This window comes from Roseomonas marmotae (assembly GCF_017654485.1).
Lineage (GTDB): Bacteria > Pseudomonadota > Alphaproteobacteria > Acetobacterales > Acetobacteraceae > Pseudoroseomonas > Pseudoroseomonas marmotae.
The window spans coordinates 1,212,618-1,234,476 of the sequence record NZ_CP061091.1 but is presented as its reverse complement, the minus strand read 5'-3'; the positions used below and the strand labels follow the sequence as shown (position 1 = coordinate 1,234,476).

Here is a 21,859-nt window from a genome sequence, read left to right as displayed (position 1 = left end):
CCCTTACTCCGCGGCCTGCGCCATCGGCGCTGCGTTATAGATGCGGCTGCACTCCGCCATCACCTCGGAGGCGCGGCTGATGCTGTCCGCCTGCCAGTAGTCGGTCAGGCTGGCCCGGAAGGGCTGGTCGGAGAGCGTGCCCCCGGCCTGCGGGCCGGCGGTATCCCGCGCGCCACCGGCGATGCGGCCATCCACCAGCCCGAAGACCGGGTTCGCGGCCACCATGCCGGCGCGCACATCCTCCAGCGTGTCGAAGGGCAGGCTCACGCCCAGCGCGGCGCCGGCCGCGCGGATGATGCGCCAGTCCTCCTTCGCCTCACCGGGCGGGAAGATGGCCAGCCGGCCGCGCTGCACACGGCCCTCGGTGCTGACATAGGTGCCTTCCTTCTCGGTATAGGCGGCACCGGGCAGGATGACGTCAGCGCGGGCGGCCGCGCGGTCGCCGTGGTGGCCCTGATAGACCACGAAGACACCCGGGGCGATCAGAGCGGGGTCGAAGCTGTCGGCGCCCAGCAGCCAGAGCGCATCGACGCCGCCGCTCAGCATCCCAGCCAGATCCTGGCCCTGCGGCCCCGGCAGGAAGCCGGCATCCAGCGCGCCCACCTGCCCGCCGAAGAGGTGCAGCATGTTGAAGCCGTTCCATTCCGGCGTCAGCGCGCCGACCTGGTTGGCCAGCGCCCAGGCCGCCGCCAGCACCGCCGCGCCGTCCTCGCGCGCCACGGCGCCACGGCCCAGGATGATCATCGGCCGCTTGGCCTCGCCCAGCACCTTGGCGAAGGCGTGGCTGCCGTCGAGCAGGGTGTTGAGGACCGAGGCCCCCTCTCCCAGATGCGTGGCGTTATAGGTCAGGTCGATGTCGCGCGGGCCGATATGGGCCACCGGCATGGCGCCGGAAGCCCAGCGCTTGCGGATGCGCGCGTTCAGCACCGGCGCTTCCTTGCGCGGATTGCTGCCGATGATCAGCAGCGCATCCGCCTCGTCGATCCCGGCGATGCCGGAATTGAAGAGGTAATGGTCGCGGCGGGTGCCGTCGATCCGCGCGGCGTCCTGCCGGCAGTCCAGGTTCTGCGAGCCCAGCTGGCCCATCAGGGACTTCAGCGCGAAGACGCTCTCGACATCCACCAGGTCGCCGGCCACGGCGCCGATGCGGTCGCCCGCCATGCCCTTCAGCTTGCCGGCGACATGCTCCAGCGCTTCCTGCCAACTGGCCGGGCGCAGCTTGCCGTCCTGGCGGATCCAGGGCCGGTCCAGCCGCTTGCGCTTGAGGCCGTCGAAGGAGAAGCGGCCACGGTCGGCCATCCACTCCTCATTTACCTCCTCATTGACGCGCGGCAGGATGCGCAGGACCTCGGGGCCCCGGGCATCGATGCGGATATTCACGCCGACCGCGTCCAGCACGTCGATGCTGTCGGTCTTCCGCAGTTCCCAGGGCCGGGCGACGAAGGCATAGGGCCGGCTGGTCAGCGCGCCCACCGGGCAAACGTCGATCAGGTTGCCCGACAGCTCGGTGGTCAGCGCCTTCTCGACATAGGTGCCGATCTGCATGTCCTCGCCGCGGCCGGTGGCGCCGAGTTCCGGCACGCCGGCCACCTCGGTGGCGAAGCGGATGCAGCGCGTGCAGTGGATGCAGCGGGTCATGATCGTCTTGATCAGCGGACCCATATACTTGTCCTTCACCGCCCGCTTGGCCTCGCGGTAACGGCTGGCGTCGCGGCCATAGGCCATCGCCTGATCCTGCAGGTCGCACTCGCCGCCCTGATCGCAGATCGGGCAATCCAGCGGGTGGTTGATCAGCAGGAAGTCCATGACGTTGCGGCGGGCATTCCGGACCAGCGGGCTGTCCGTGAAGACCTTCATGCCATCGGCCACCGGATAGGCGCAGGAGGCCACCGGCTTCGGCGCCTTCTCCACCTCGACGAGGCACATGCGGCAATTGCCGGCGACCGACAGCCGCTCATGGTAGCAGAAGCGCGGGATCTCCTTGCCGGCGGCCTCGCAGGCCTGCAGCACGGAGGCGCCGTTGGGCACCTCCACCTCGATCCCGTCGACCGTAACCTTCGCCATGGCCGTTACTCCGCCGCCAGCGGCATGGCGCCGCCGTTCTTTTTCGCGTGATAGGCCGCGATACGCTCTTCCATCATCGGCCGGAAGTGCCGGATCAACCCCTGCACCGGCCAGACGCCGCCATCGGCGAGCGCGCAGATGGTATGGCCCTCGATCTGCCGGGTGACGCTTTCCAGCACGTCGATCTCGGCGACCTCGGCGCGGCCCTCGACCATCCGGTCCATCAGGCGCTTCTGCCAGCCCATGCCCTCGCGGCAGGGCGTGCACTGGCCGCAGCTCTCATGCTTGTAGAACTGCGCCAGCCGCGCGATCGCCTTGATCAGGTCCGTGGACTTGTCCATGACGATGACGCCGGCGGTGCCGAGGCCCGTCTTGTGCTCGCGCAGCGCGTCGAAATCCATCAGCACGTCGTCGCAGATGTGCTTCGGCAGCAGCGGCGTGGAGGAGCCGCCGGGGATGACGGCCAGCAGGTTGTCCCAGCCGCCGCGCACGCCGCCGGCATAGCGCTCGATCAGCTCCCGCATCGGGATGCTCATCTCGGCTTCCACGTTGCAGGGCTTGTTCACATGGCCCTGGATGCAGAAGACTTTTGTTCCCGAGTTCTTCGGGCGCCCGAAGCTTGCGAACCAGGAGGCGCCCCGGCGCAGGATCTCCGGCACCACGGCGATGGTCTCGACATTGTTGACCGTGGTCGGGCAGCCATAGAGGCCCACCGCCGCCGGGAAGGGCGGCTTCAGGCGGGGCATGCCCTTCTTGCCTTCCAGGCTCTCGATCAGCGCCGTCTCCTCGCCGCAGATGTAGGCACCCGCGCCGCGATGGACGTAGAGGTCGAAATCCCAGCCGGAGCCGGCGGCGTTCCTGCCCAGCAGGCCGGCCTCATAGGCCTCGTCGATCGCGGCCTGCAGCACGACGTGTTCGTTGAAATACTCGCCGCGCACATAAATATAGCCGGCATGAGCCCCCATGCCGACGCCCGCGATCAGGCAGCCCTCGATCAGCGTATGCGGATCATGGCGGATGATGTCGCGGTCCTTGCAGGTGCCGGGCTCCGACTCGTCGCAGTTCACGACGAGGTAGGAGGGACGCCCGTCCGGATTGGACTTGGGCATGAAGCTCCACTTCATGCCGGTCGGGAAGCCGGCGCCGCCGCGGCCGCGCAGGCCGGACTGCTTCAGCTCCTCGATGATCCAGTCGCGGCCCTTGGCGATGATCGCCGCCGTGCCGTCCCAGTTCCCGCGGCGCATCGCCTCCTTCAGGTTCCAGGGATGCAACCCGTAGAGGTTGGTGAAGATGCGGTCCTTGTCGCTGAGCGCCATGGTTACGCCTCTCCCTTCCGCCCGACCACGATGGCCGGTTCCTTCAACGGGATGTCCAGCAGCACGGTGGGGCCGCCCTCCGGCGCGCTGGTCTGGCGGCCGATGGTGCTGCCGGGCTTCGGACGCTCGCCACGCTTCAGCGCCTCGATCAGCTCGACCGTGCGGGCGTAGTCCAGGTCCTCGTAGTAGTCGTCATCGACCTGCAGGATCGGCGCGTTCACGCAGGCGCCGAGGCATTCCACCTCGGTCAGCGTGAAGAGGCCATCCTCGCTGGTATCGCCATAGCCCTTCAGGTGCCCCGCATCCTTGCAGGCGCGCAGCACCTCGTCCGAGCCGCGCAGCCAGCAGGGCGTCGTGCCGCAGACCTGCAGGTGGTAGCGCCCGATCGGCTTGGTGTTGAACATGAAGTAGAAGGTGGCGACCTCGTAGACGCGGATCGGCGCCATGCCGAGCTTCACGGCCACGGCATCCATCGCCACGCGCGGCACCCAGGCGCTGCCGGTCAGGCGACCCATCTGCTTCTGCGCGACATAGAGCAGCGGGATCACCGCGCTGGCCTGCTTCCCCTCGGGATAGCGGGCGACGATCTTCTCGATCTGCGCCTCGCTCTCCGCATCGAAGGCGAAGTGGGTGACTTCCTGATGATGCGGATCGCTCACCGGTCGATCTCTCCGAATACGATATCCAGGCTGCCGATCACCGAAACCGCATCGGCCAGCATGTGGCCCTTGGTGAGCACTTCCATGGCCTGCAGGTGCGCGAAGCCAGGCGCGCGGATATGGCAGCGGTAAGGCTTGTTGGTGCCGTCGGCCACCAGGTAGCAGCCGAACTCGCCCTTGGGCGCTTCCACCACCGTATAGGTGCTGCCCTCCGGCACGTGGTAGCCCTCGGTATAGAGCTTGAAGTGGTGGATCAGCGATTCCATCGACCGCTTCATCTCACTCCGCTTCGGCGGCGTGATCTTGTTGTCCACCACCTTGATCGGCCCGCCCGGCATCTGCTGGATGCACTGGCGGATGATCTTGTGGCTCTCCCGCATCTCCGCGACACGGACGAGGTAGCGCTCGTAGCAGTCGCCATGGCTGCCGACCGGGATCTCAAAATCGAGCTGGTCGTAGATGTCATAGGGCTGGCTGCGACGCAGGTCCCAGGCGGCGCCGGAGGCACGCATGCAGGGGCCCGAGAAGCCCCATTCCATCGCCTGCTCGGTCGTCATGACGCCGATATCGACGGTGCGCTGCTTGAAGATGCGGTTGCCCGTCAGCAGACGCTCGATATCGTCGACGAATTTCGGAAAGCGCTCGGACCAGGCCCAGATGCGCTCCAGCAGCCCGGCCGGCAGGTCCTTGGCCACACCGCCCGGACGGATATAGTTCGCATGGTAGTGCGAACCGCTGGCGGCCTCGTAGAACTCCAGCAGATGCTCGCGTTCCTCGAAGCCCCAGAGGGAGGGCGTCGTCGCGCCCACATCCAGCGCATAGGTCGTGATGTTCAGGATGTGGTTCAGGACGCGGCTGATTTCCGCGTACATGACGCGGATATACTGCGCGCGGATCGGCGCCTCGATGCCCAGCAGCCGCTCGGTGGCCAGGGCGAAGGCATGCTCCTGCGCCATCGGCGCCACATAGTCGAGGCGGTCGAAATAGGGCAGCGCCTGCAGATAGGTCTTGTACTCGATCAGCTTCTCGGTGCCGCGGTGCAGCAGGCCGATATGCGGGTCGGCACGCTCCACCACCTCGCCCTTCAGCTCCAGGATCAGGCGCAGCACGCCATGCGCCGCCGGATGCTGCGGGCCGAAGTTGATGGTGTGGTTGTTGATCTCGACCGTTCGCGTCTCGGTGGAGGCCGGCCTCTCGTTGGTGCTCGCGCTCATTCGCTGGCGATCCGGTTGAGATGCACCTTCTCGTCGCCGGGCAGCGTCGTCATGCCTTCCCAGGGCGAGAGGAAATCGAAGTTACGGAAATCCTGCTGCAGCTTGACAGGCTCGTAGACCACCGCCTGCCGCTCGGGGTCGTAGCGGACCTCGACGAAGCCGGTCAGCGGGAAATCCTTGCGGAGCGGATGACCCTCGAAGCCATAATCAGTCAGGATGCGGCGCAGATCCGACTGGCCGTCGAAGATCACGCCGAACATGTCCCAGATCTCGCGCTCATACCAGGTGGCGCAGGGCCAGATGGAGGAAACGCTGGGCACCGGCGCATTCGCGTCGGTGGTGACGATCACGCGGATACGATGGTTCAGCGTCAGGCTGAGGAGGTTGTAGACCACCTCGAACCGCTCAGCCTGCGCCGGCCGGTCGACACCGCAGATATCCACGCACTGCTCGAAGGCGAAGCGGGGATCGTCGCGCAGCATCGTCATCAGCGCCGGCACCGCCTCGCGCGCCGCGAAGACTTCGGCCTCCGCCCCGCGCACGACGCGACCCTGCGAGATGACGCCCTTGGGCACGGAGGCCATGACATCGGCCACGAGCTGCTGCAGGGGGGAGAGCGGCTGCGGCTCGGCCACCTGGGTGGAGATATCCTCAGCCACGGAGAATGCTCCCGGTCCGGCGGATCTTCTTCTGCAGCTGCATGATGCCGTAGACCAGCGCCTCGGCCGTCGGCGGGCAGCCGGGGACATAGACATCGACCGGCACGACCCGGTCGCAACCACGCACCACGCTGTAGCTGTAGTGATAATAGCCGCCGCCATTGGCGCAGCTGCCCATCGAGATCACCCAGCGCGGCTCGGCCATCTGGTCATAGACCTTGCGGAGGGCGGGGGCCATCTTGTTGGTCAGCGTGCCGGCCACGATCATCACGTCGGACTGGCGCGGCGAACCACGCGGAATGACGCCGAAGCGGTCGAGATCGTAGCGCGCCATATAGGCGTGAATCATCGGCACCGCGCAGCAGGCCAGGCCGAAGGTCATCGGCCATAGGCTGCCCGTGCGGGCCCAGTTCACGATCTTGTCGAGATTGGCGACGACGAAACCCTTGTCCTCGATCTCGCCGGTCACGCTGTTGATCACCGCGTCCTGTGCCGGGCCCGGCGGCAGCGCCTGCTGGTTCCAGGAAAGCTGGTCGTTGATGCTGCTCATCGGAAGCTCACTCCCAGTCCAGGGCGCCCTTGCGCCACTCATAGATGAAGCCCACCGTCAGCACGCCCAGGAACCCCATCATCGACAGGAAGCCGGTCCAGCCGATCTGCCCCAGCGTCACCGCCCAGGGGAAGAGGAAGGCCACTTCCAGGTCGAAGATGATGAAGAGGATCGCGACCAGGTAGAACCGCACGTCGAAGCGGTGGCGCGTATCCTCGAACGGCTCGAAGCCGCATTCATAGGTGGAGAGCTTTTCCGCATAGGGCTTCTGCCGCGCGGCCAGGATGCTGCCGCCCACCATCGCGATGGAAATACCCGCCGCGATCGCCAGGAAGACCAGGATCGGGAAATAGTTCGCCAGCAGGGGCTGGGTCATGATGTATTCCGTCCCTAGGGCCACGGGGCCCAACGAGCCATGCACGAAGGGGCACATGGCCATGCCGAACTGCGGGGCATGCCGCAGCGCAATGCTGCGCGGACATTACTCCCGCCTCGCGGGCTTCGCCATAGGCTGACACGCATTGCAAATGATTGAAAAGCGGACAGATGAAGCGAAAAACGCCGCCCCGGAGATCCGGGGCAGCGTTTTTCGTTTTACGCACCGCTGGCGCGAGTGACGGGGCTCGAACCCGCGACCTCCGGCGTGACAGGCCGGCGCTCTAACCAACTGAGCTACACCCGCTTGCGGCGTGGAGGGGGAAATACGGCCCCCGCCCCACTGTGTCAACGGACTGAAATCGCCTTTTTGCGATCATTCCGCCGCCGTATCCGGTATGGGCGCTGAGGGATTCGAACCCCCGGCATCCTCGGTGTAAACGAGGCGCTCTACCGCTGAGCTAAGCGCCCAAAACTCTCCCTCAGGCCACCTCGTCCTTCAGGCTCTTACCGGGCTTGAAGCGCACCGTGGTGGTGGCCGCAATCTCAATTTCTTCCCCGGTGCGAGGATTACGCCCCTTTCCCGCCTTACGGTGGGAAATGGAGAAGGTGCCGAAACCCACCAGCCGCACCTCCTCCTTCTTCTTCAGGGAAGCGCCGATGGCCTCGAAAAGCGCGTCCACGACCTCACCCGCCTTGGCCCTGGAGAGTTCACCGGTCTCGGCGACCACCGTCACCAGATCCTGCTTGTTCACTGGGCTACCCCCTCACCATGAATACGTAAACGGGCCGCCGGCTGGCCTGCCCGTGTCGCGCCGACACTAGGCAGCCGCATTTTGCCACGTCAACGCCAGGCTGGCCTTGATGAGGGGGGAAAGGTGAAGCTTTTGCCGGAGAGGCCGTGAAGCCACACCGGGGCGGGAAAACCCGCCCCGGGACTGGCCTCAGTGTGGCAGCGCGGCCGGGCTGGCCGGCTGCGGGGCATTGCCGGCGGGCACTTCCTCCGGCTCCACCCAGTCGATCGGCTCCGGCTTCCGCACCAGGGCCTGGCCGATCACCTCGTCCACATGGGCGACGGGAATGATCTTGATGGCCTTCTTCACGTTATCCGGGATCTCGGCCAGATCCTTCTCGTTGTCCTTCGGGATGAAGGCGGTGGTGATGCCGGCACGCAGCGCCGCCAGCAGCTTCTCCTTCAACCCGCCGATCGGCAGCACGCGCCCGCGCAGGGTGACCTCACCCGTCATGGCCACGTCCTTGCGGACCGGAATACCCGTCAGCACGGAGACGATGGAGGTCGCCATCGCGATGCCGGCGGAAGGCCCGTCCTTCGGGGTCGCACCCTCCGGCACGTGCACGTGGATGTCGCGCCGGTCGAAGGTCGTCGGCTTGATACCGAAGGAAATGGCGCGGCTCCGCACATAGCTCAACGCGGCCGAGACGCTTTCCTGCATCACGTCGCCCAGCTTGCCGGTGGTCTGCACCTTGCCCTTGCCGGGAACCATGACCGCCTCGATAGTCAGGATCTCGCCACCCACCTCGGTCCAGGCCAGGCCAGTGACGACACCGACCATGTCCTCGGCCTCGGTCTCGCCGAAGCTGAACTTCCGCACCCCCGCATACTTGTCGAGGTTCTTGCGGGTGATCGCGACCTTCTTGGCCTTCTTGGAGACGATCTCCTTCACGGCCTTGCGGGCCAGGCCGCCAATCTCACGCTCCAGGTTCCGCACGCCGGCCTCGCGCGTGTAGTAGCGCACCAGGTCCAGCAGCGCCTCGTCGGAGACGCTCCACTCGCCCGGCTTCAGGCCATTGGCTTCCGTCACCTTCGGCAGCAGGTGCCGCTTGGCGATCTGCACCTTCTCATCCTCGGTGTAGCCGGGGATGCGGATGATCTCCATGCGGTCCAGCAGCGGCTGCGGCATGCGCAGGCTGTTGGCGGTCGTCACGAACATCACGTCCGAGAGGTCGTAATCCACCTCAAGATAGTGGTCGGCGAAGGTCGCGTTCTGCTCGGGATCCAGCACCTCCAGCAGCGCGGAGGACGGGTCGCCGCGCCAGTCGGCGCCCAGCTTGTCGATCTCGTCCAGCAGGAACAGCGGGTTGGAGGTCTTGGCCTTCTTCATGCCCTGGATGACCTTACCCGGCATGGAGCCGATATAGGTCCGGCGATGGCCGCGGATCTCCGCCTCGTCCCGTACGCCGCCCAGGCTCATCCGCACGAAATTGCGGTTGGTCGCCTTGGCGATGCTCTTGCCCAGCGAGGTCTTGCCGACGCCCGGAGGGCCGACCAGGCACAGGATCGGACCCCGGATCTTCGGGCTGCGCGACTGCACCGCCAGATACTCCAGGATACGCTCCTTGACCTTGTCCAGCCCGTAGTGGTCGGCGTCCAGGATCTCCTCGGCCTTCTCCAGGTCGTTCTTGACCTTGGACTTCTTCTTCCAGGGGATCGACAGGATCCAGTCGAGGTAGTTGCGCACCACCGTCGCCTCGGCGCTCATCGGCGACATGGTCCGCAGCTTCTTCAGCTCGGCCATGGCCTTGTCGCGCGCCTCGGGGGAGAGCTTGGTGGCCTTGATGCGCTCCTCGAGCTCGGCGGCCTCGTCCTTGCCGTCCTCGCCCTCGCCTAGCTCCTTCTGAATGGCCTTCATCTGCTCATTCAGGTAGTACTCGCGCTGGGTCTTCTCCATCTGCCGCTTCACGCGGTTCCGGATGCGCTTCTCCACCTGGAGAACGCCGATCTCGCTCTCCATATGCGCGAAGACACGCTCAAGCCGGGCCGTGGCGCTGGCGGTGTCCAGCAGCTCCTGCTTCTCGCTGATCTTCAGGTTCAGGTGGCTCGCCACCGTATCCGCCAGCTTGGCCGCGTCCTCGATCTGGTTGATCGAGACGAGCACCTCCGGCGCGATCTTCTTGTTGAGCTTGATATACTGCTCGAACTGGCTGACGACGGTGCGGGACAGCGCCTCCAGCTCCGGCGCGTCGCCTGCCGTCTCCTCGATCGGCGTGGCGAAGGCCTCGAAATACTGGTCGGTCTCCTTGAAGCCGGTCACGCGGGCACGGCGCCCACCCTCGACCAGCACCTTGACCGTGCCATCGGGCAGCTTCAGCAGCTGCAGCACCGTCGAGACGGTGCCGACATCATACAGATCGCCCGGCCCAGGGTCGTCCTGGGCGGCATTCTTCTGCGCGACGAGCAGGATCTGCTTGTCATCGCGCATCACCGCTTCCAGGGCCCGCACGCTCTTCTCACGCCCGACGAAGAGCGGCACGATCATGTGGGGGAAGACGACGATATCGCGCAGCGGCAGCACCGGCAGCAGCTCGCCGGTCAGCAGTTCCGGATTCTTATCCGCCATTGGGGACCTCACTCAGGACAGTCGGTACAGGTCCGCCCGGTATCGGCACGGCCCCGTCACCACGGTTCTTTCGGGAGATGGGGGTGACCGAGGCGCAGAGCAAGCCGAATCGGGCCTGCCCTGCGCTGGGCGCCGGAACCCGGCTCACGCGGAAGACTGTTCCGCTGCCCGTTCACCATAGATGAACAACGGGGCGGCACGGCCTTCGGCCACCTCCTTGTTCACCACCACCTCATTCACATCCTCCAGCCCCGGCAGATCATACATCGTGCTGAGGAGGATGCTCTCCATGATCGAGCGCAGGCCGCGCGCACCCGTCTTACGCTGGATCGCCCGGTTCGCCACCGACTTCAGCGCGTCATCCGTGAAGGAGAGCTTGGTGGCCTCCATCTCGAACAGCCGCTGATACTGCTTCAGCAGGGCGTTCTTCGGCTTGGTCAGGATCTCGATCAGCGCCTTCTCGTCGAGATCCTCGAGCGTGGCGATAACCGGCAGACGGCCGATGAATTCCGGGATCAGGCCGAACTTCAGCAGGTCCTCGGGCTCCACCTCGCGCAGGATGGCGCCGGCGCGGCGCTCGTCCGGCCCGCGGACCTCGGCGCCATAGCCGATGCCCGACCCCTTGCCCTTCGCGGCGATGATCTTCTCGAGGCCTGCAAAGGCCCCGCCCACGATGAACAGGATGTTCGAGGTATCGACCTGCAGGAATTCCTGCTGCGGATGCTTGCGGCCGCCCTGCGGCGGCACGGAGGCCACGGTGCCCTCCATGATCTTCAGCAGGGCCTGCTGCACGCCCTCGCCGCTCACGTCACGCGTGATCGACGGGTTGTCGGACTTGCGGCTGATCTTGTCGACTTCGTCGATATAGACGATGCCGCGCTGCGCCCGCTCCACGTTGTAATCCGCGGCCTGCAGCAGCTTGAGGATGATGTTCTCCACATCCTCGCCGACATAGCCGGCCTCGGTCAGCGTGGTGGCGTCGGCCATGGTGAAGGGCACGTCGAGGATGCGCGCCAGCGTCTGCGCCAGCAGCGTCTTGCCTGAGCCCGTCGGCCCGACCAGCATGATGTTGGACTTGGCGATCTCAACCTCGCCAGCCTTGGCACCATGGGCCAACCGCTTGTAATGATTATGAACCGCGACAGCCAGCACCTTCTTGGCGTGCTCCTGCCCGATCACGTAATCATCCAGGACCTTGGAAATTTCGCGCGGCGTCGGCACGCCGTCGCGGGACTTCACCAGATGCGTCTTATGCTCCTCACGGATGATATCCATGCAGAGTTCGACGCACTCGTCGCAGATGAAGACCGTTGGGCCGGCGATGAGCTTGCGCACCTCGTGCTGCGACTTGCCGCAGAACGAGCAATACAGGGTATTTTTCGAGTCGCCGGACTTGCTCATGAGCGCTCCTGACCCGCCGGAAAAATGTCGGCGGACCCACACGGGACTGTAGCCCCCCTGTCATCCAGGGGGAAGTGGAACGGCCGCCGGCCGGCCCGTGCCGGGCCGGCGGCCATCTTGGTCAGGCCTTCGGGGCCTCGGCCGCCGGGGCCACGGCGGCCGGACGCTGCTCCACCACCTGATCGATGAGGCCGAAAGCCTTGGCCTCATCGGCGGACAGGTACGTGTCGCGCTCCATGCTCCGCTCGATTTCCTCCAGCGGCTGGCCGGTATGATGCACGTAGATCCTGTTCAGCCGCTCGCGGGTCTTGAGGATCTCCCGCGCCTGGATGGCGATATCCGTCGCCTGGCCCTGGGCGCCGCCGGAAGGCTGATGGATCATCACCTGGCTGTTCGGCAGGGCGAAGCGCTTGCCCTTCTCGCCCGCCGTCAGCAGCAGGGAGCCGGCGGAGGCCGCCATGCCAAGGCAGACGGTGGAGACCGGGGCCCGGATGTACTGCATCGTGTCATACATCGCGAGGCCGGCGGTCACCACGCCGCCAGGGCTGTTGATATAGAAGGCGATGTCCTTGTTGGGGTTCTCGCTCTCCAGAAACAGCAGCTGAGCGCAGATCAGCGCCGAGACCTGGTCGAAGATCGGCCCGGTCAGGAAGATGATCCGCTCCTTCAGCAGGCGCGAGTAAATGTCGAAGGAACGCTCGCCCCGGGCCGTCTGCTCGATGACCATGGGAACCAGCGTATTGTTGTAGACCTCGACCGGATCGCGGTCACGCATGCGTCTATCCTCTCCCGGCGGCACCGGCGCCGGGCCGCCCAGGTGCCCCTTGCCCCTGGCAGCCGCGCCGGCTTCCGCCACCGTTATTCTAACCGTCAAGGGTTAACATGGGACAGCCAGCCCGGCGGGGAAAGAGGGGGGAGCCCCAGAAGTGACGACGGGCCGGGAACGGTCTCCCGCCCCCAGCCCGGCCGCCGTAACCTTCCCCGGCTGGGCCGGGGCCGTTCAGCTCAGGCCGCAGCCGCTTCCGGCTCGGCCGAAAGCTCGCCCGCCGGCACTTCCTTCTCCGTGACCTTGGCCAGTTCCAGCATGAAGTCCACCACCTTCTCCTCGAAGAGGGGGGCGCGCAGGTTCTCGATGGCCTGCGGGTTCTTCTGGAAGAACTCCAGCACCTGCCGCTCCTGACCCGGGTAACGCTGGGCCTCGGCGCGCATGGCGTTCGAGATCTCCTCGTTCGTCACCTGGATGTTGTTGCTGCGGCCGATCTCGGACAGCAGCAGGCCCAGGCGGATGCGGCGCTCGGCAATGGCGCGGTACTCGGACTTCAGCGTGTCCTCGTCCTTGCCCTTGTCCTCGTCATCCAGGCGGCCGGCCTTCTGGTCGGCCTCGACCCGCTGCCAGATCTGGGCGAATTCGGCATCCACCATGCCCTGCGGCACGTCGAAGCTGGCCTGGGCCGAGAGCGCGTCCAGCAGCTTCCGCTTCACGTTGAGGCGGGAGAGCTGGTCGTATTCCTGCTGCAGCGACTCGCTGATGCGGGTCTTCAGCTCGGCCAGGTCGGCCAGGCCCAGCTTCTTGGCGAAGTCGTCGTCCACCTGGGCGGCGACCGGCTTCTGCAGCTTCTTGGCGGTCAGCTTGAACACGGCGTCCTTGCCGGCCAGCTCGGCCGCGCCGTAGTCGGCCGGGAAGGTGACCTTCACGTCGCGGGTCTCGCCGACCTTGATGCCTTCCATGCCCTCGGCGAAGCCGGGGATGAAGCCGGCACCGCCGATCTCGACCGGCATATCCGTGCCCGTGCCGCCCTGGAAGGGCTCGGCCAGACCGCCCTCGGCGGCCTCATCGACCAGGCGCCCCTCGAAATCGGTCACCACCACATCGCCCTGGGCGGCCGCGCGGTCTTCCGTCACGTCCTCCATCGCGCGGTTGCGGGAGGCGATGCCCTCGATGGCCTTGGTGACTTCCTCGTCGCTCACCTTGGTGACGGGCTTCTCCAGCTCGATGGCGGAGAAGTCGGGCAGCGGGATCTCGGGCAGCTGCTCCAGCTCGATGGTGAACTCGAGGTCCGCGCCATCGGCGAAGTTCGTCAGCTCGATCTTGGGCTGCATGGCCGGGCGCAGGCCGCGCTCCTCGATCACGCTGCGGGTGGCGGACTGCACCTGCTCGTCCAGCACCTCACCCATCACGGCCTGGCCGAAGCGCTGCTTCACCACGGAGGTCGGCACCTTGCCCGGGCGGAAGCCCGGGATGCGGACGTCCTTGGCCAGGGCCGCCAGGCGCGCATCACGCGCCGCGGCGATATCCGCCGCCGGAACCACCACGGAAAAGCCCCGCTTCAGCCCCTCGGCTGCCTGCTCGGTCACCTGCATCGTCGCCACACCTGCTCCTGAAAACCAGTCCGTCTGCTCGGGCCACCGGCGGCGCTGACTGGTGCGGGCGGAGGGACTTGAACCCCCACGGCTTGCGCCACTGGAACCTAAATCCAGCGTGTCTGCCAATTCCACCACGCCCGCGCGCGACGCCGACCCGGGGGGGCCGATCAACTCGTTGAGCCGGCGCGTTTAGCGCAGTAGTGCCCTCATTGAAAGGGCGCAGCGCAACCAAGGCCCCCTTGCGGCCTCACGCGCCCCCCGGCATGGACTCACCTGTCCTGCCCGAGGTCCGCATGAGCGACAGCACCGAAACCACCCTCCCTTCGCCCCGCGAGGCCCTTCCGGCCCGGATGAAGGAGCTCTCGGTCAACCAGATCGCCGAGATCGCCGATCTGGCGCGGGAGGACCCGGAGGTCATCAAGCTCTGGATCGGCGAGGGCGACCTGCCGACTCCGCCCTTCGTGGTGGAGGCGGCCGAGGCCGCCATGCGGGCCGGCCAGACCCGCTACACCTATTCCCAGGGGCTGCCCCGGCTGCGGGAGGCCCTGGCCGACTACCACAGCCGCCACTGGGGCGTGGACGTGGCGCCCGGCCGTTTCGCCATCACGGCCGGCGGCATGAACGCCATCATGCAGGCCATGCAGGCGGTGCTGAGCCCGGGGGACGAGGTCATCATTCCCGGCCCGCACTGGCCGAACCTGGCCGCGACCGTGCGGGTCTGCGGCGGCGTGCCGGTCACGGTGCCCCTGCGGCGCGGCGCCGATGGCGGCTTCAGCCTGCATCTGGCGGATATCGAGGCCGCCATCACGCCCCGCACCCGGATCGTGGCGATCAACTCGCCCTCCAACCCCACGGGCTGGGTGATGCCGAGGACGGAGATGTACGCGCTGCGGGACCTGCTGCGGGCGCGCGACCTCTGGCTGCTCTCGGACGAGGTCTACAACCACTTCACCTATGGCAACGCCATCGCGCCCTCCTTCCTGGAGATCACGGAGCCGCGCGACAAGCTGCTGGTAACAAATACTTTTTCCAAGAACTGGGCAATGACGGGCTGGCGCGCCGGCTGGATCATCGTGCCGGAGGGGCTGGGCGAGACCTTCGCCAGCCTCTGCCAGTACAACACCACCAGCATCCCGACCTTCATCCAGTATGCCTGCATCGCGGCGCTGGAGCAGGGCGACGACTTCATCCGCACCATGGTCGCCCGCTGCCGGGAAAGCCGGCGGATCTTCTGCGAGGGCCTGGGCGCCATCCCCGGCATCCGGCTGCAGCCGCCGGAGGGCAGCTTCTACCTGATGTTCTCCAGGGACGGGGAGCAGGATTCCCGCTCCCTGGCCATCCGCATCCTGCGGGAGGCCAAGGTCGGCCTGGCTCCCGGCACCGCCTTCGGCGAGGATCCCGATGGCAAGCTGCGGCTCTGCTTTGCCGTCTCCCCGGGGCTGGCCGAACAGGCCATGGCACGGCTGGATACCTTCTTCCGCAAGGACTGACGGCGGGGGCGGGGGCAGGTGGCGGGATGCCGTCTCCTCCCCTCCTCCCGAGTCGAGGGGATGTGTCTTCCCCCCGGCTGGCCAGCGGCGCATCCATTGCGGACAAAAAAATAAGGTCGCAGGGAGCAACGCCATGAGCCAGGTCTCTACGCCGTCCCCCCAGCCCGATCTCCTCGCCCTCAAGCAGAAGCAGCAGGCCAACTGGGCCTCGGGCGATTATGCCGTCATCGGCACCACGCTGCAGATCGTCGGAGAGATGCTCTGCGAGGCCATTGACCTCCGGGGCGGCGAGCAGGTGCTGGATGTCGCCGGCGGCAACGGCAATGCCAGCCTGGCTGCCGCGCGCCGATATGCCAGCGTCACCTGCACCGATTATGTGCCGGCCCTGCTGGAGCGGGCCCGCATGCGGGCGCAGGCGGACAGCCTGCTGCTCGATACCCGGGTGGCCGATGCCGAGGCCCTGCCCTTCCCCGATGGTAGCTTCGACGCGGTGCTCTCCACCTTCGGCGTCATGTTCACGCCGGACCAGGAGAAGGCGGCAGCGGAAATGCTGCGCGTCTGCCGTCCGCAGGGGCGGATCGGGCTGGCGAACTGGACACCCGGGGGCTTTGTTGGCCAGCTCTTCAAGCTGCTCGGCGGCTTCCTGCCGCCCCCGGCCGGCCTGCGCTCCCCCGCCCTCTGGGGCACGGAGGAGCGGCTGCGGGAGCTCTTCCCCGGCGCCGGCATCACCGCCACGCCACGCGTCTTCAACTTCCGCTACCGCTCCCCCACCCATTGGGTGGAGGTCTTCCGCACCTATTACGGCCCCGTCCACAAGGCTTTCCTGGCCCTGGAGCCGGATCGGCAGGCAGAGCTGGAAAAGGGCATCACCGGCCTGATCGGGCAGTTCCAGCGCGGCGGCGGCCCGGGCGTGGTGATCCCGTCCGAATATCTGGAAGTTGTGGTGCGGCCCGGCGCCAGGGCATGAGTGGGAGCTTCGCCCTGCCGACGCCAGCCTGACCGCGGCGCCGTGACCGGCGCCGCGGCGGAATGCCTCCGCCTCCCTCAGCGCCCTAACAGGGCCTGGGCGCAGGCATCCAGGATGGCGTCGACATCCAGCCCGTATTCCCGGTAGAGGTCGGGGATATCGCCGGACTGGCCGAAGTGGTCCACCCCCAGCGGTACCACCCGCTGCCCGCGCACCGCGCCCATCCAGGCATGCGCCGCCGGATGCCCGTCCAGCACCGTGACCAGCGCCGCGCCCGGCGCCAGCGGCGCCAGCAGCGCCTCGATATGGGATGGCGCCGCCCCCGGACCCTTCCGGGCCTCACGCCGCGCGGCCAGCCAGCCCGCATGCAGCCGGTCCGGGCTGGTGAGGGCCAGCAGGCCGGCGCCGGGCTCCTCGCTCCGCAGCTCCTGGAAGGCCTCCATGGCCTCAGGCGCCAGCGGCCCTTGATAGGCGATGGCGATGCGCGCGCCCTCCGCCGGCGGCACCGCCCAGTAGCCGCCGGCGATCACCGACGCCGCATCCAGCTTTCGCTCCGGCTGTTGCAGGCCACGCGTGGAAAGCCGCAGCCAGACCGCCGAGCCCTCGGGCTTCTGCATGTATTCGAAGGCCCAGCGCAGCAGGATGGCCAGCTCATCGGCATGGGCGGGGTCGAAACAGGCCAGCCGGTCCTGCGCCATGCCGATCAGCGGGGTGTTGAAGCTCTGGTGCTGACCGCCCTCGGGCGCCAGGGTCAGGCCGGAGGGCGTCGAGACCAGCAGGAAGCGCGCATCCTGGTAGCAGGCATAGATCAGCGCATCGAGGCCGCGGTTGACGAAGGGATCATAGACCGTGCCCACCGGCAGCAGCCGCCCGCCATGCATCCGGTCCGCCAGCCCCAGCGCGCCCAGCAGCAGGAAGAGGTTCTGCTCGGCGATGCCCAGCTCGATATGCTGGCCGGTGGGCGACATGCCCCAGCGCTGGGCGCTGGCCAGCTTGGCGTCACGGAAGACATCGTTCTTCAGGTGGCGGTCGAAGACCCCGCGCCGGTTGACCCAGGGGCCGAGATTGGTGGAGACGGTCACGTCCGGGCTGGTGGTGACGACGCGGGCGGCGAATTGCTCCGCCTCCTCCCCCTGCCCGGTCCGGCCGATCTCCGCCAGCAATTCCCCGAAGGCCGCCTGGGTGGAAAGCGTGCGCCCCTCCGGCACGCGCGGCGTGGGCAGGCTGGCGGGCACGGGCACCAGGGGCGCGGAGAGGCAGCGCCCCTCCGGCGTCAGCGGCGCGGCGAAGGGCACCGCGCGCAGGAAGGCCTCGATCTCCGCCTCCGGGATCTCCAGCCCTTCCAGCCGGTCCCATTCATGGCCGGCGCGGATGCCCATGGCGGCGCGGAAGCTCTCCATCTGCTCCCTGGTCATCAGCCCGGCGTGGTTGTCCTTATGTCCGGCGAAGGGCAGGCCCATGCCTTTGACGGTATAGGCGATGAAGCAGGTCGGCTGGTCGCCGGCCGCGTCCTGGGCGCGGAAGGCCTCCTCCAGCGTCTCGATGTCATGGCCGGCCAGGTTGGTCATCAGGGCGCCGAGCTCTTCGTCGCTCAGCGGGTCGATGATGTCGCGGAAGCCCGCATCCCGCCCCAGTTCCGCCAGCAGCGCCCGGCGCCAAGCGGCGCCGCCCTGGAAGGTCAGCGCGGAATAGAGGCTGTTGGGGCAGTCGTCGATCCAGCGGCGCAGCGCCTCCCCGCCCGGGCGGGCGAAGGCGGCCTCCAGCTTCCGCCCGTATTTCAGGGTGACGACATTCCAGCCCATGTCGCGGAACAGGCCCTCGATCCGACCGAAGAGACGGTCCGGCACCACGCTGTCCAGGCTCTGGCGGTTGTAGTCCACCACCCACCAGACATCGCGCACATCATGCTTCCAGCCCTCCAGCAGGGCCTCGTAGATATTGCCCTCATCCAGCTCGGCATCGCCGACGATGGCGATGTGGCGCCCGCGCGCCATTCCTTCCCGGCCCAGCTTGTGCAGGTGGACATAGTCCTGCACCAGCGAGGCGAAGCTGGTCATGGCCACGCCCAGCCCGACGGAGCCGGTGGAGAAATCCACCTCCGCCCCGTCCTTCACCCGGCTGGGATAGGGCTGGATGCCGCCGAACTGGCGCAGGGTGGAAAGCCTCTCCCGGCTCTGCCGCCCCAGCAGGTAGTTGACGGCATGGAAGACCGGGCCGGCATGGGGCTTTACCGCGACCCGGTCCTGCGGCCGCAGGATGCCGAAATAGAGCGCCGTCATGATCGAGACGCAGGAGGCCGAGGAAGCCTGGTGCCCGCCCACCTTCAACCCGTCCCGGTTGGGGCGGATATGGTTGGCGTTGTGGATGGTCCAGGCGGAAAGCCAGAGCAGCTTCCGCTCCAGCGCCTTCAGGATGGCGAGGCGGCGCGCGGAATCGGCCACGGGCTGGAGGGTCTGCACACCCGGCGAAGCATTCATGTTCGGTTCCCCCTGCGGCCTTATCGCTGGCCAGTCTCGGACAAGGGGAAAGGTTAGAAGAAGCTCTCCGATATGGGAATGCGCGGCCGGGGTCCGGCTGGTCAGGCGCCCGCCAGCGTCATGCCATCCACCCGCAGGGTGGGCGCATCGGTGCCACGGCGGAAGCGCAGGTCGTCGGCGGCGGCCATGTGGAGATACATCTCCTTCAGGTTGCCGGCGATGGTGATGCCGCTGACCGGCTCCGCCAGCTCTCCCTTGCGGATCATGAAGCCCGAGGCGCCGCGGCTGTAGTCGCCCGTCACCGCATTGACGCTGCTGCCCATCATCTCCGTCACATAGAGCGCCTCGTCCAGGTCGCTCATCAGCGCGGCGGGGGAGACCTTGCCCGGCTCCAGCCAGAGATTGGTGGTGGAGGGCGAGGGCGGGCCGGAAATGCCACGGCTGGCATGGCCGGTAGAGGTGAGGCCGAGTTGCCGGGCGCTGCGCCAGTCCAGCACCCAACTCCTGAGCACGCCGTCCTCGATCAGCGCGCGCGGCTCGCCCGGCATCCCTTCCCCATCAAACGGGCGGGAGCGCAGGCCGCGCCGCCGCAGCGGGTCGTCGCGCAGGGTCAGACCAGGGGCCAATACCTGCTTGCCCATGCTGTCGCGCAGGAAGGAGGTGCCGCGCGCCACGGAGGCGCCGTTCAGCGCGCCCGCAAGATACCCCAGCAGCGAACCCGCCACGCGCGGGTCATAGACCACGCTGAGGCGGCGGGAGGCCGGGCGGGTCGGGTTGAGCCGCCGCACCGCGCGCGCCCCGGCGCTGCGGCCGAGGCTGGCGGCATCCTCCAGATCGGCCAGATGCACGGCGACGCTGTGGTCGTAGTCGCGCTCCATCGCCGTCCCCTGCCCCGCCACGGCGGAAACGGAGATGGAATGGCTGGAGCGGGCATATTCGCCCGCGAAACCGTTGGAGCCGAGGATGGCGATGCGGGTGCGGTGGAAACCGGCATCGGCGCCATTGCTGTTGGTGACGCCCGCGGTGGCCAGGGCCGCTTCCTCGGCCTCGGCGGCACGGGCCAGCAGATCCTGGGCGGAGGGCTCGGCGGGGTCGTCCAGGTCCAGGTCGCGCGGCGGCAGCGGCACCGCCTCCGGCAGGCCGGAGAAACGGTCCTCCGGCACCGCCCGCGCCATGACGACGGCGCGCTCGGCCAGTTGCGCGAAGCCCGCGGGGTCCGGGTCGGTCGAGGAGACGATGGCCTGCCTCTGGCCGATGAAGACCCGTAGGCCGAGGTCGAAGCCCTCGGCCCGCTCGAGATGCTCGGTCGCCCCCAGCCGCCGGCTGACGGACAGGGAGGTTCCGGCGGCGAGGATCGCATCCGCCGCATCGGCCCCCGCCGCGCGCGCGGCGGCCACCAGGGCTTCAAGCATCTCCAGGTTGTTCATGCCGCCAGCTTCTCCGCGATGGCCGGAAGGCCCGGCACCTTGCCGGCCGGACCCAGCGCCGCCAGCGTGGGGCGGGAGCGGAAGATCATCGCCGCCGCCGCCTGCACATCCTCGATCGTCACGGCCGCGATCCTCGCCTTGGTTTCCTCCGGCGTGATGACGCGGCCATGCACCTGAAGCTGACGGGCCAGCTGCTCGCAGCGGCTGCCGGTCGATTCCAGCGACATCAGCACGGAGGCGCGCAGCTGCGCCTTGGCGCGGTTCAGCTCGTCCAGGCTGACGTCATGCTGCACCCGGCGCAGCTCCTCCAGCGTCACCGGCACCAGCTCGGCGGCCTGATCCTCGCCCGTGCCGGCATAGATCGAGAAGACGCCACCGTCGCGGAAGGGCTGGGCGAAGGAATAGATGGAATAGACCAGCCCGCGCTTCTCCCGGATCTCCTGGAAGAGGCGGGAAGACATGCCGCCACCCAGCAGGGTGGAGAGGAGCATGGTGGGGTAGTGCCACTGGGTCGTGACCGCCGGCCCCTCGAAGCCCAGCACCACATGCACCTGATCCAGGTCCCGCTCCTCACGGAATTCGCCGCCGGTGTAGCGGGCCGGCTCGCCCAGCGCGGGGTCCACGGTCGGCAGGTCGGCGAAGTGCTGCCGCACCTGCGCGACGAGGTCGTCATGCTCCAGCGCGCCGGCGGCGGCCACCACCATGCGGCTGGGGCCGTAGTGATGCCGCATGTAGCCCGTCAGGGCCTCCCGCGGCATCCGGGCGATCACCTCCTCGGTGCCCAGGGTGGGACGGCCCATGGGCTGGTCGGGGAAGGCGGTGGCCTGGAAATGGTCGAAGACGATATCGTCAGGCGTGTCGTTGGCCTGGCCGATCTCCTGCAGGATCACGCCGCGCTCGCGCTCCAGCTCCTCCGGGATGAAAGTGGAATGCGTCAGGATGTCGCCGAGGATATCGGCGGCCAGCGGCATGTCCTCCTTCAGCACCTTGGCGTAGTAAGCGGTCTGCTCGCGCGCCGTATAAGCGTTGAGATGGCCGCCGACATTCTCGATCTCACGGGCGATGGCGGCGGCGTCGCGCTTCTCGGTGCCCTTGAAGGCCATGTGTTCGAGGAAGTGAGAGACGCCGTTCTCAGCGGCCGTTTCGTCCCGCGTGCCGGCATGGACATAGGCGCCGATGGAAACAGTCTCGACCCGCGGCATCGTCTCGGAGACGACGGTCAGGCCGTTAGGGAGGCGCGTCAGCCGCACCGCATCTGACATTCGGAAATTCCTGTGTAGTCCCCGGGAGTAAGGCTCAGGGGGCGGATTCTTTGACTCTGCCCCTTAATGTAGGGCCAGGACATGGAAACTGCGACCCCGAGCCATGTGTTTCGGAACCGCAAGGGTTACGCCCCGCGCATGCGCCGCGCCCCTGAGGTCCATCCAATGTCGAATTACTTTACATCTATGCCGGTCGATTTTACGGCACCCTCATTAACTTGCTGAATATGCAAAAATAATTCAGCAGGCATGAGTCCTGCTTGCCCATGGCTTGC

17 protein-coding genes and 3 tRNA genes are annotated in these 21,859 nt (G+C 67.4%); 2 read left to right on the top strand and 18 right to left on the bottom strand.

Annotated features, from left to right (window positions below; genetic code table 11):
• Positions 1 to 3: 3 nt before the first annotated feature.
• The 15 genes from nuoG to IAI58_RS05785 form a co-directional block, all read right to left on the bottom strand.
• Positions 4 to 2,064, bottom strand: a complete 2,061-nt coding sequence (gene nuoG / locus IAI58_RS05855) for an NADH-quinone oxidoreductase subunit NuoG (RefSeq protein ID WP_207445158.1) — start codon at positions 2,062 to 2,064, stop codon at positions 4 to 6.
• Between the two features lie 5 nt (positions 2,065 to 2,069).
• Positions 2,070 to 3,380, bottom strand: coding sequence for an NADH-quinone oxidoreductase subunit NuoF (gene nuoF / locus IAI58_RS05850; RefSeq protein WP_207445159.1), 1,311 nt, complete (start codon positions 3,378 to 3,380; stop codon positions 2,070 to 2,072).
• 2 nt (positions 3,381 to 3,382) lie between these two features.
• The gene (locus IAI58_RS05845; RefSeq protein ID WP_207445160.1) at positions 3,383 to 4,039 is read right to left on the bottom strand and encodes a complex I 24 kDa subunit family protein; all 657 of its coding nucleotides are present in this window, start codon (positions 4,037 to 4,039) and stop codon (positions 3,383 to 3,385) included.
• On the bottom strand, positions 4,036 to 5,253 hold the full coding sequence (locus tag IAI58_RS05840) for an NADH-quinone oxidoreductase subunit D (RefSeq protein ID WP_207445161.1): 1,218 nt from the start codon (positions 5,251 to 5,253) through the stop codon (positions 4,036 to 4,038). Before IAI58_RS05840 ends, IAI58_RS05845 begins: the two co-directional genes overlap by 4 nt.
• Positions 5,250 to 5,912 carry an NADH-quinone oxidoreductase subunit C gene (locus IAI58_RS05835; RefSeq protein ID WP_272877186.1) on the bottom strand — a complete coding sequence of 221 codons (663 nt, stop codon included), beginning with the start codon at positions 5,910 to 5,912 and terminating at the stop codon, positions 5,250 to 5,252. Before IAI58_RS05835 ends, IAI58_RS05840 begins: the two co-directional genes overlap by 4 nt.
• On the bottom strand, positions 5,905 to 6,462 hold the full coding sequence (locus tag IAI58_RS05830; RefSeq protein ID WP_207445163.1) for a NuoB/complex I 20 kDa subunit family protein: 558 nt from the start codon (positions 6,460 to 6,462) through the stop codon (positions 5,905 to 5,907). The genes IAI58_RS05835 and IAI58_RS05830 overlap by 8 nt, the downstream gene beginning before the upstream one ends.
• A 7-nt stretch (positions 6,463 to 6,469) precedes the next feature.
• Positions 6,470 to 6,838: an NADH-quinone oxidoreductase subunit A gene (locus IAI58_RS05825; RefSeq protein ID WP_120637048.1), complete on the bottom strand. Its 369-nt coding sequence runs from the start codon at positions 6,836 to 6,838 to the stop codon at positions 6,470 to 6,472.
• A 229-nt stretch (positions 6,839 to 7,067) separates the two neighbouring features.
• Positions 7,068 to 7,144 (bottom strand) — tRNA-Asp (locus tag IAI58_RS05820).
• Between the two features lie 92 nt (positions 7,145 to 7,236).
• Positions 7,237 to 7,308: transfer RNA gene (locus IAI58_RS05815), tRNA-Val, on the bottom strand.
• Between the two features lie 11 nt (positions 7,309 to 7,319).
• Positions 7,320 to 7,592, bottom strand: coding sequence for an HU family DNA-binding protein (locus IAI58_RS05810; RefSeq protein WP_207445164.1), 273 nt, complete (start codon positions 7,590 to 7,592; stop codon positions 7,320 to 7,322).
• Positions 7,593 to 7,781: 189 nt separating this feature from the next.
• Positions 7,782 to 10,196, bottom strand: a complete 2,415-nt coding sequence (gene lon / locus IAI58_RS05805) for an endopeptidase La (protein WP_207445165.1) — start codon at positions 10,194 to 10,196, stop codon at positions 7,782 to 7,784.
• Positions 10,197 to 10,340: 144 nt separating this feature from the next.
• Positions 10,341 to 11,597, bottom strand: coding sequence for an ATP-dependent Clp protease ATP-binding subunit ClpX (clpX, locus tag IAI58_RS05800; protein ID WP_207445166.1), 1,257 nt, complete (start codon positions 11,595 to 11,597; stop codon positions 10,341 to 10,343).
• A 121-nt stretch (positions 11,598 to 11,718) separates the two neighbouring features.
• Positions 11,719 to 12,372, bottom strand: coding sequence for an ATP-dependent Clp endopeptidase proteolytic subunit ClpP (gene clpP / locus IAI58_RS05795; protein WP_237182164.1), 654 nt, complete (start codon positions 12,370 to 12,372; stop codon positions 11,719 to 11,721).
• Positions 12,373 to 12,602: 230 nt separating this feature from the next.
• Positions 12,603 to 13,958 (bottom strand): trigger factor, encoded by a 1,356-nt coding sequence (gene tig / locus IAI58_RS05790; RefSeq protein ID WP_207445266.1) that lies wholly within the window; start codon positions 13,956 to 13,958, stop codon positions 12,603 to 12,605.
• Positions 13,959 to 14,017: 59 nt separating this feature from the next.
• A tRNA-Leu gene (locus IAI58_RS05785) sits at positions 14,018 to 14,102 on the bottom strand.
• Between the two features lie 152 nt (positions 14,103 to 14,254).
• Here IAI58_RS05785 and IAI58_RS05780 point away from each other — a divergent pair.
• On the top strand, positions 14,255 to 15,451 hold the full coding sequence (locus IAI58_RS05780) for a pyridoxal phosphate-dependent aminotransferase (RefSeq protein WP_207445167.1): 1,197 nt from the start codon (positions 14,255 to 14,257) through the stop codon (positions 15,449 to 15,451).
• A gap of 133 nt (positions 15,452 to 15,584) precedes the next feature.
• Entirely contained in the window at positions 15,585 to 16,418 is an 834-nt protein-coding gene (locus IAI58_RS05775; protein WP_207445168.1) for a class I SAM-dependent methyltransferase, read from the top strand.
• Between the two features lie 77 nt (positions 16,419 to 16,495).
• Here IAI58_RS05775 and IAI58_RS05770 read toward each other — a convergent pair whose 3' ends face one another.
• The 3 genes from IAI58_RS05770 to IAI58_RS05760 all read right to left on the bottom strand — a co-directional run bounded on the left by IAI58_RS05770 (position 16,496) and on the right by IAI58_RS05760 (position 21,584).
• Positions 16,496 to 18,895, bottom strand: a complete 2,400-nt coding sequence (locus IAI58_RS05770; protein ID WP_237182165.1) for a 1-deoxy-D-xylulose-5-phosphate synthase N-terminal domain-containing protein — start codon at positions 18,893 to 18,895, stop codon at positions 16,496 to 16,498.
• Between the two features lie 101 nt (positions 18,896 to 18,996).
• Positions 18,997 to 20,322 carry a TldD/PmbA family protein gene (locus IAI58_RS05765; RefSeq protein WP_207445169.1) on the bottom strand — a complete coding sequence of 442 codons (1,326 nt, stop codon included), beginning with the start codon at positions 20,320 to 20,322 and terminating at the stop codon, positions 18,997 to 18,999.
• Positions 20,319 to 21,584 carry a M16 family metallopeptidase gene (locus IAI58_RS05760; protein ID WP_207445170.1) on the bottom strand — a complete coding sequence of 422 codons (1,266 nt, stop codon included), beginning with the start codon at positions 21,582 to 21,584 and terminating at the stop codon, positions 20,319 to 20,321. Before IAI58_RS05760 ends, IAI58_RS05765 begins: the two co-directional genes overlap by 4 nt.
• Between the last annotated feature and the right edge of the window lie 275 nt (positions 21,585 to 21,859).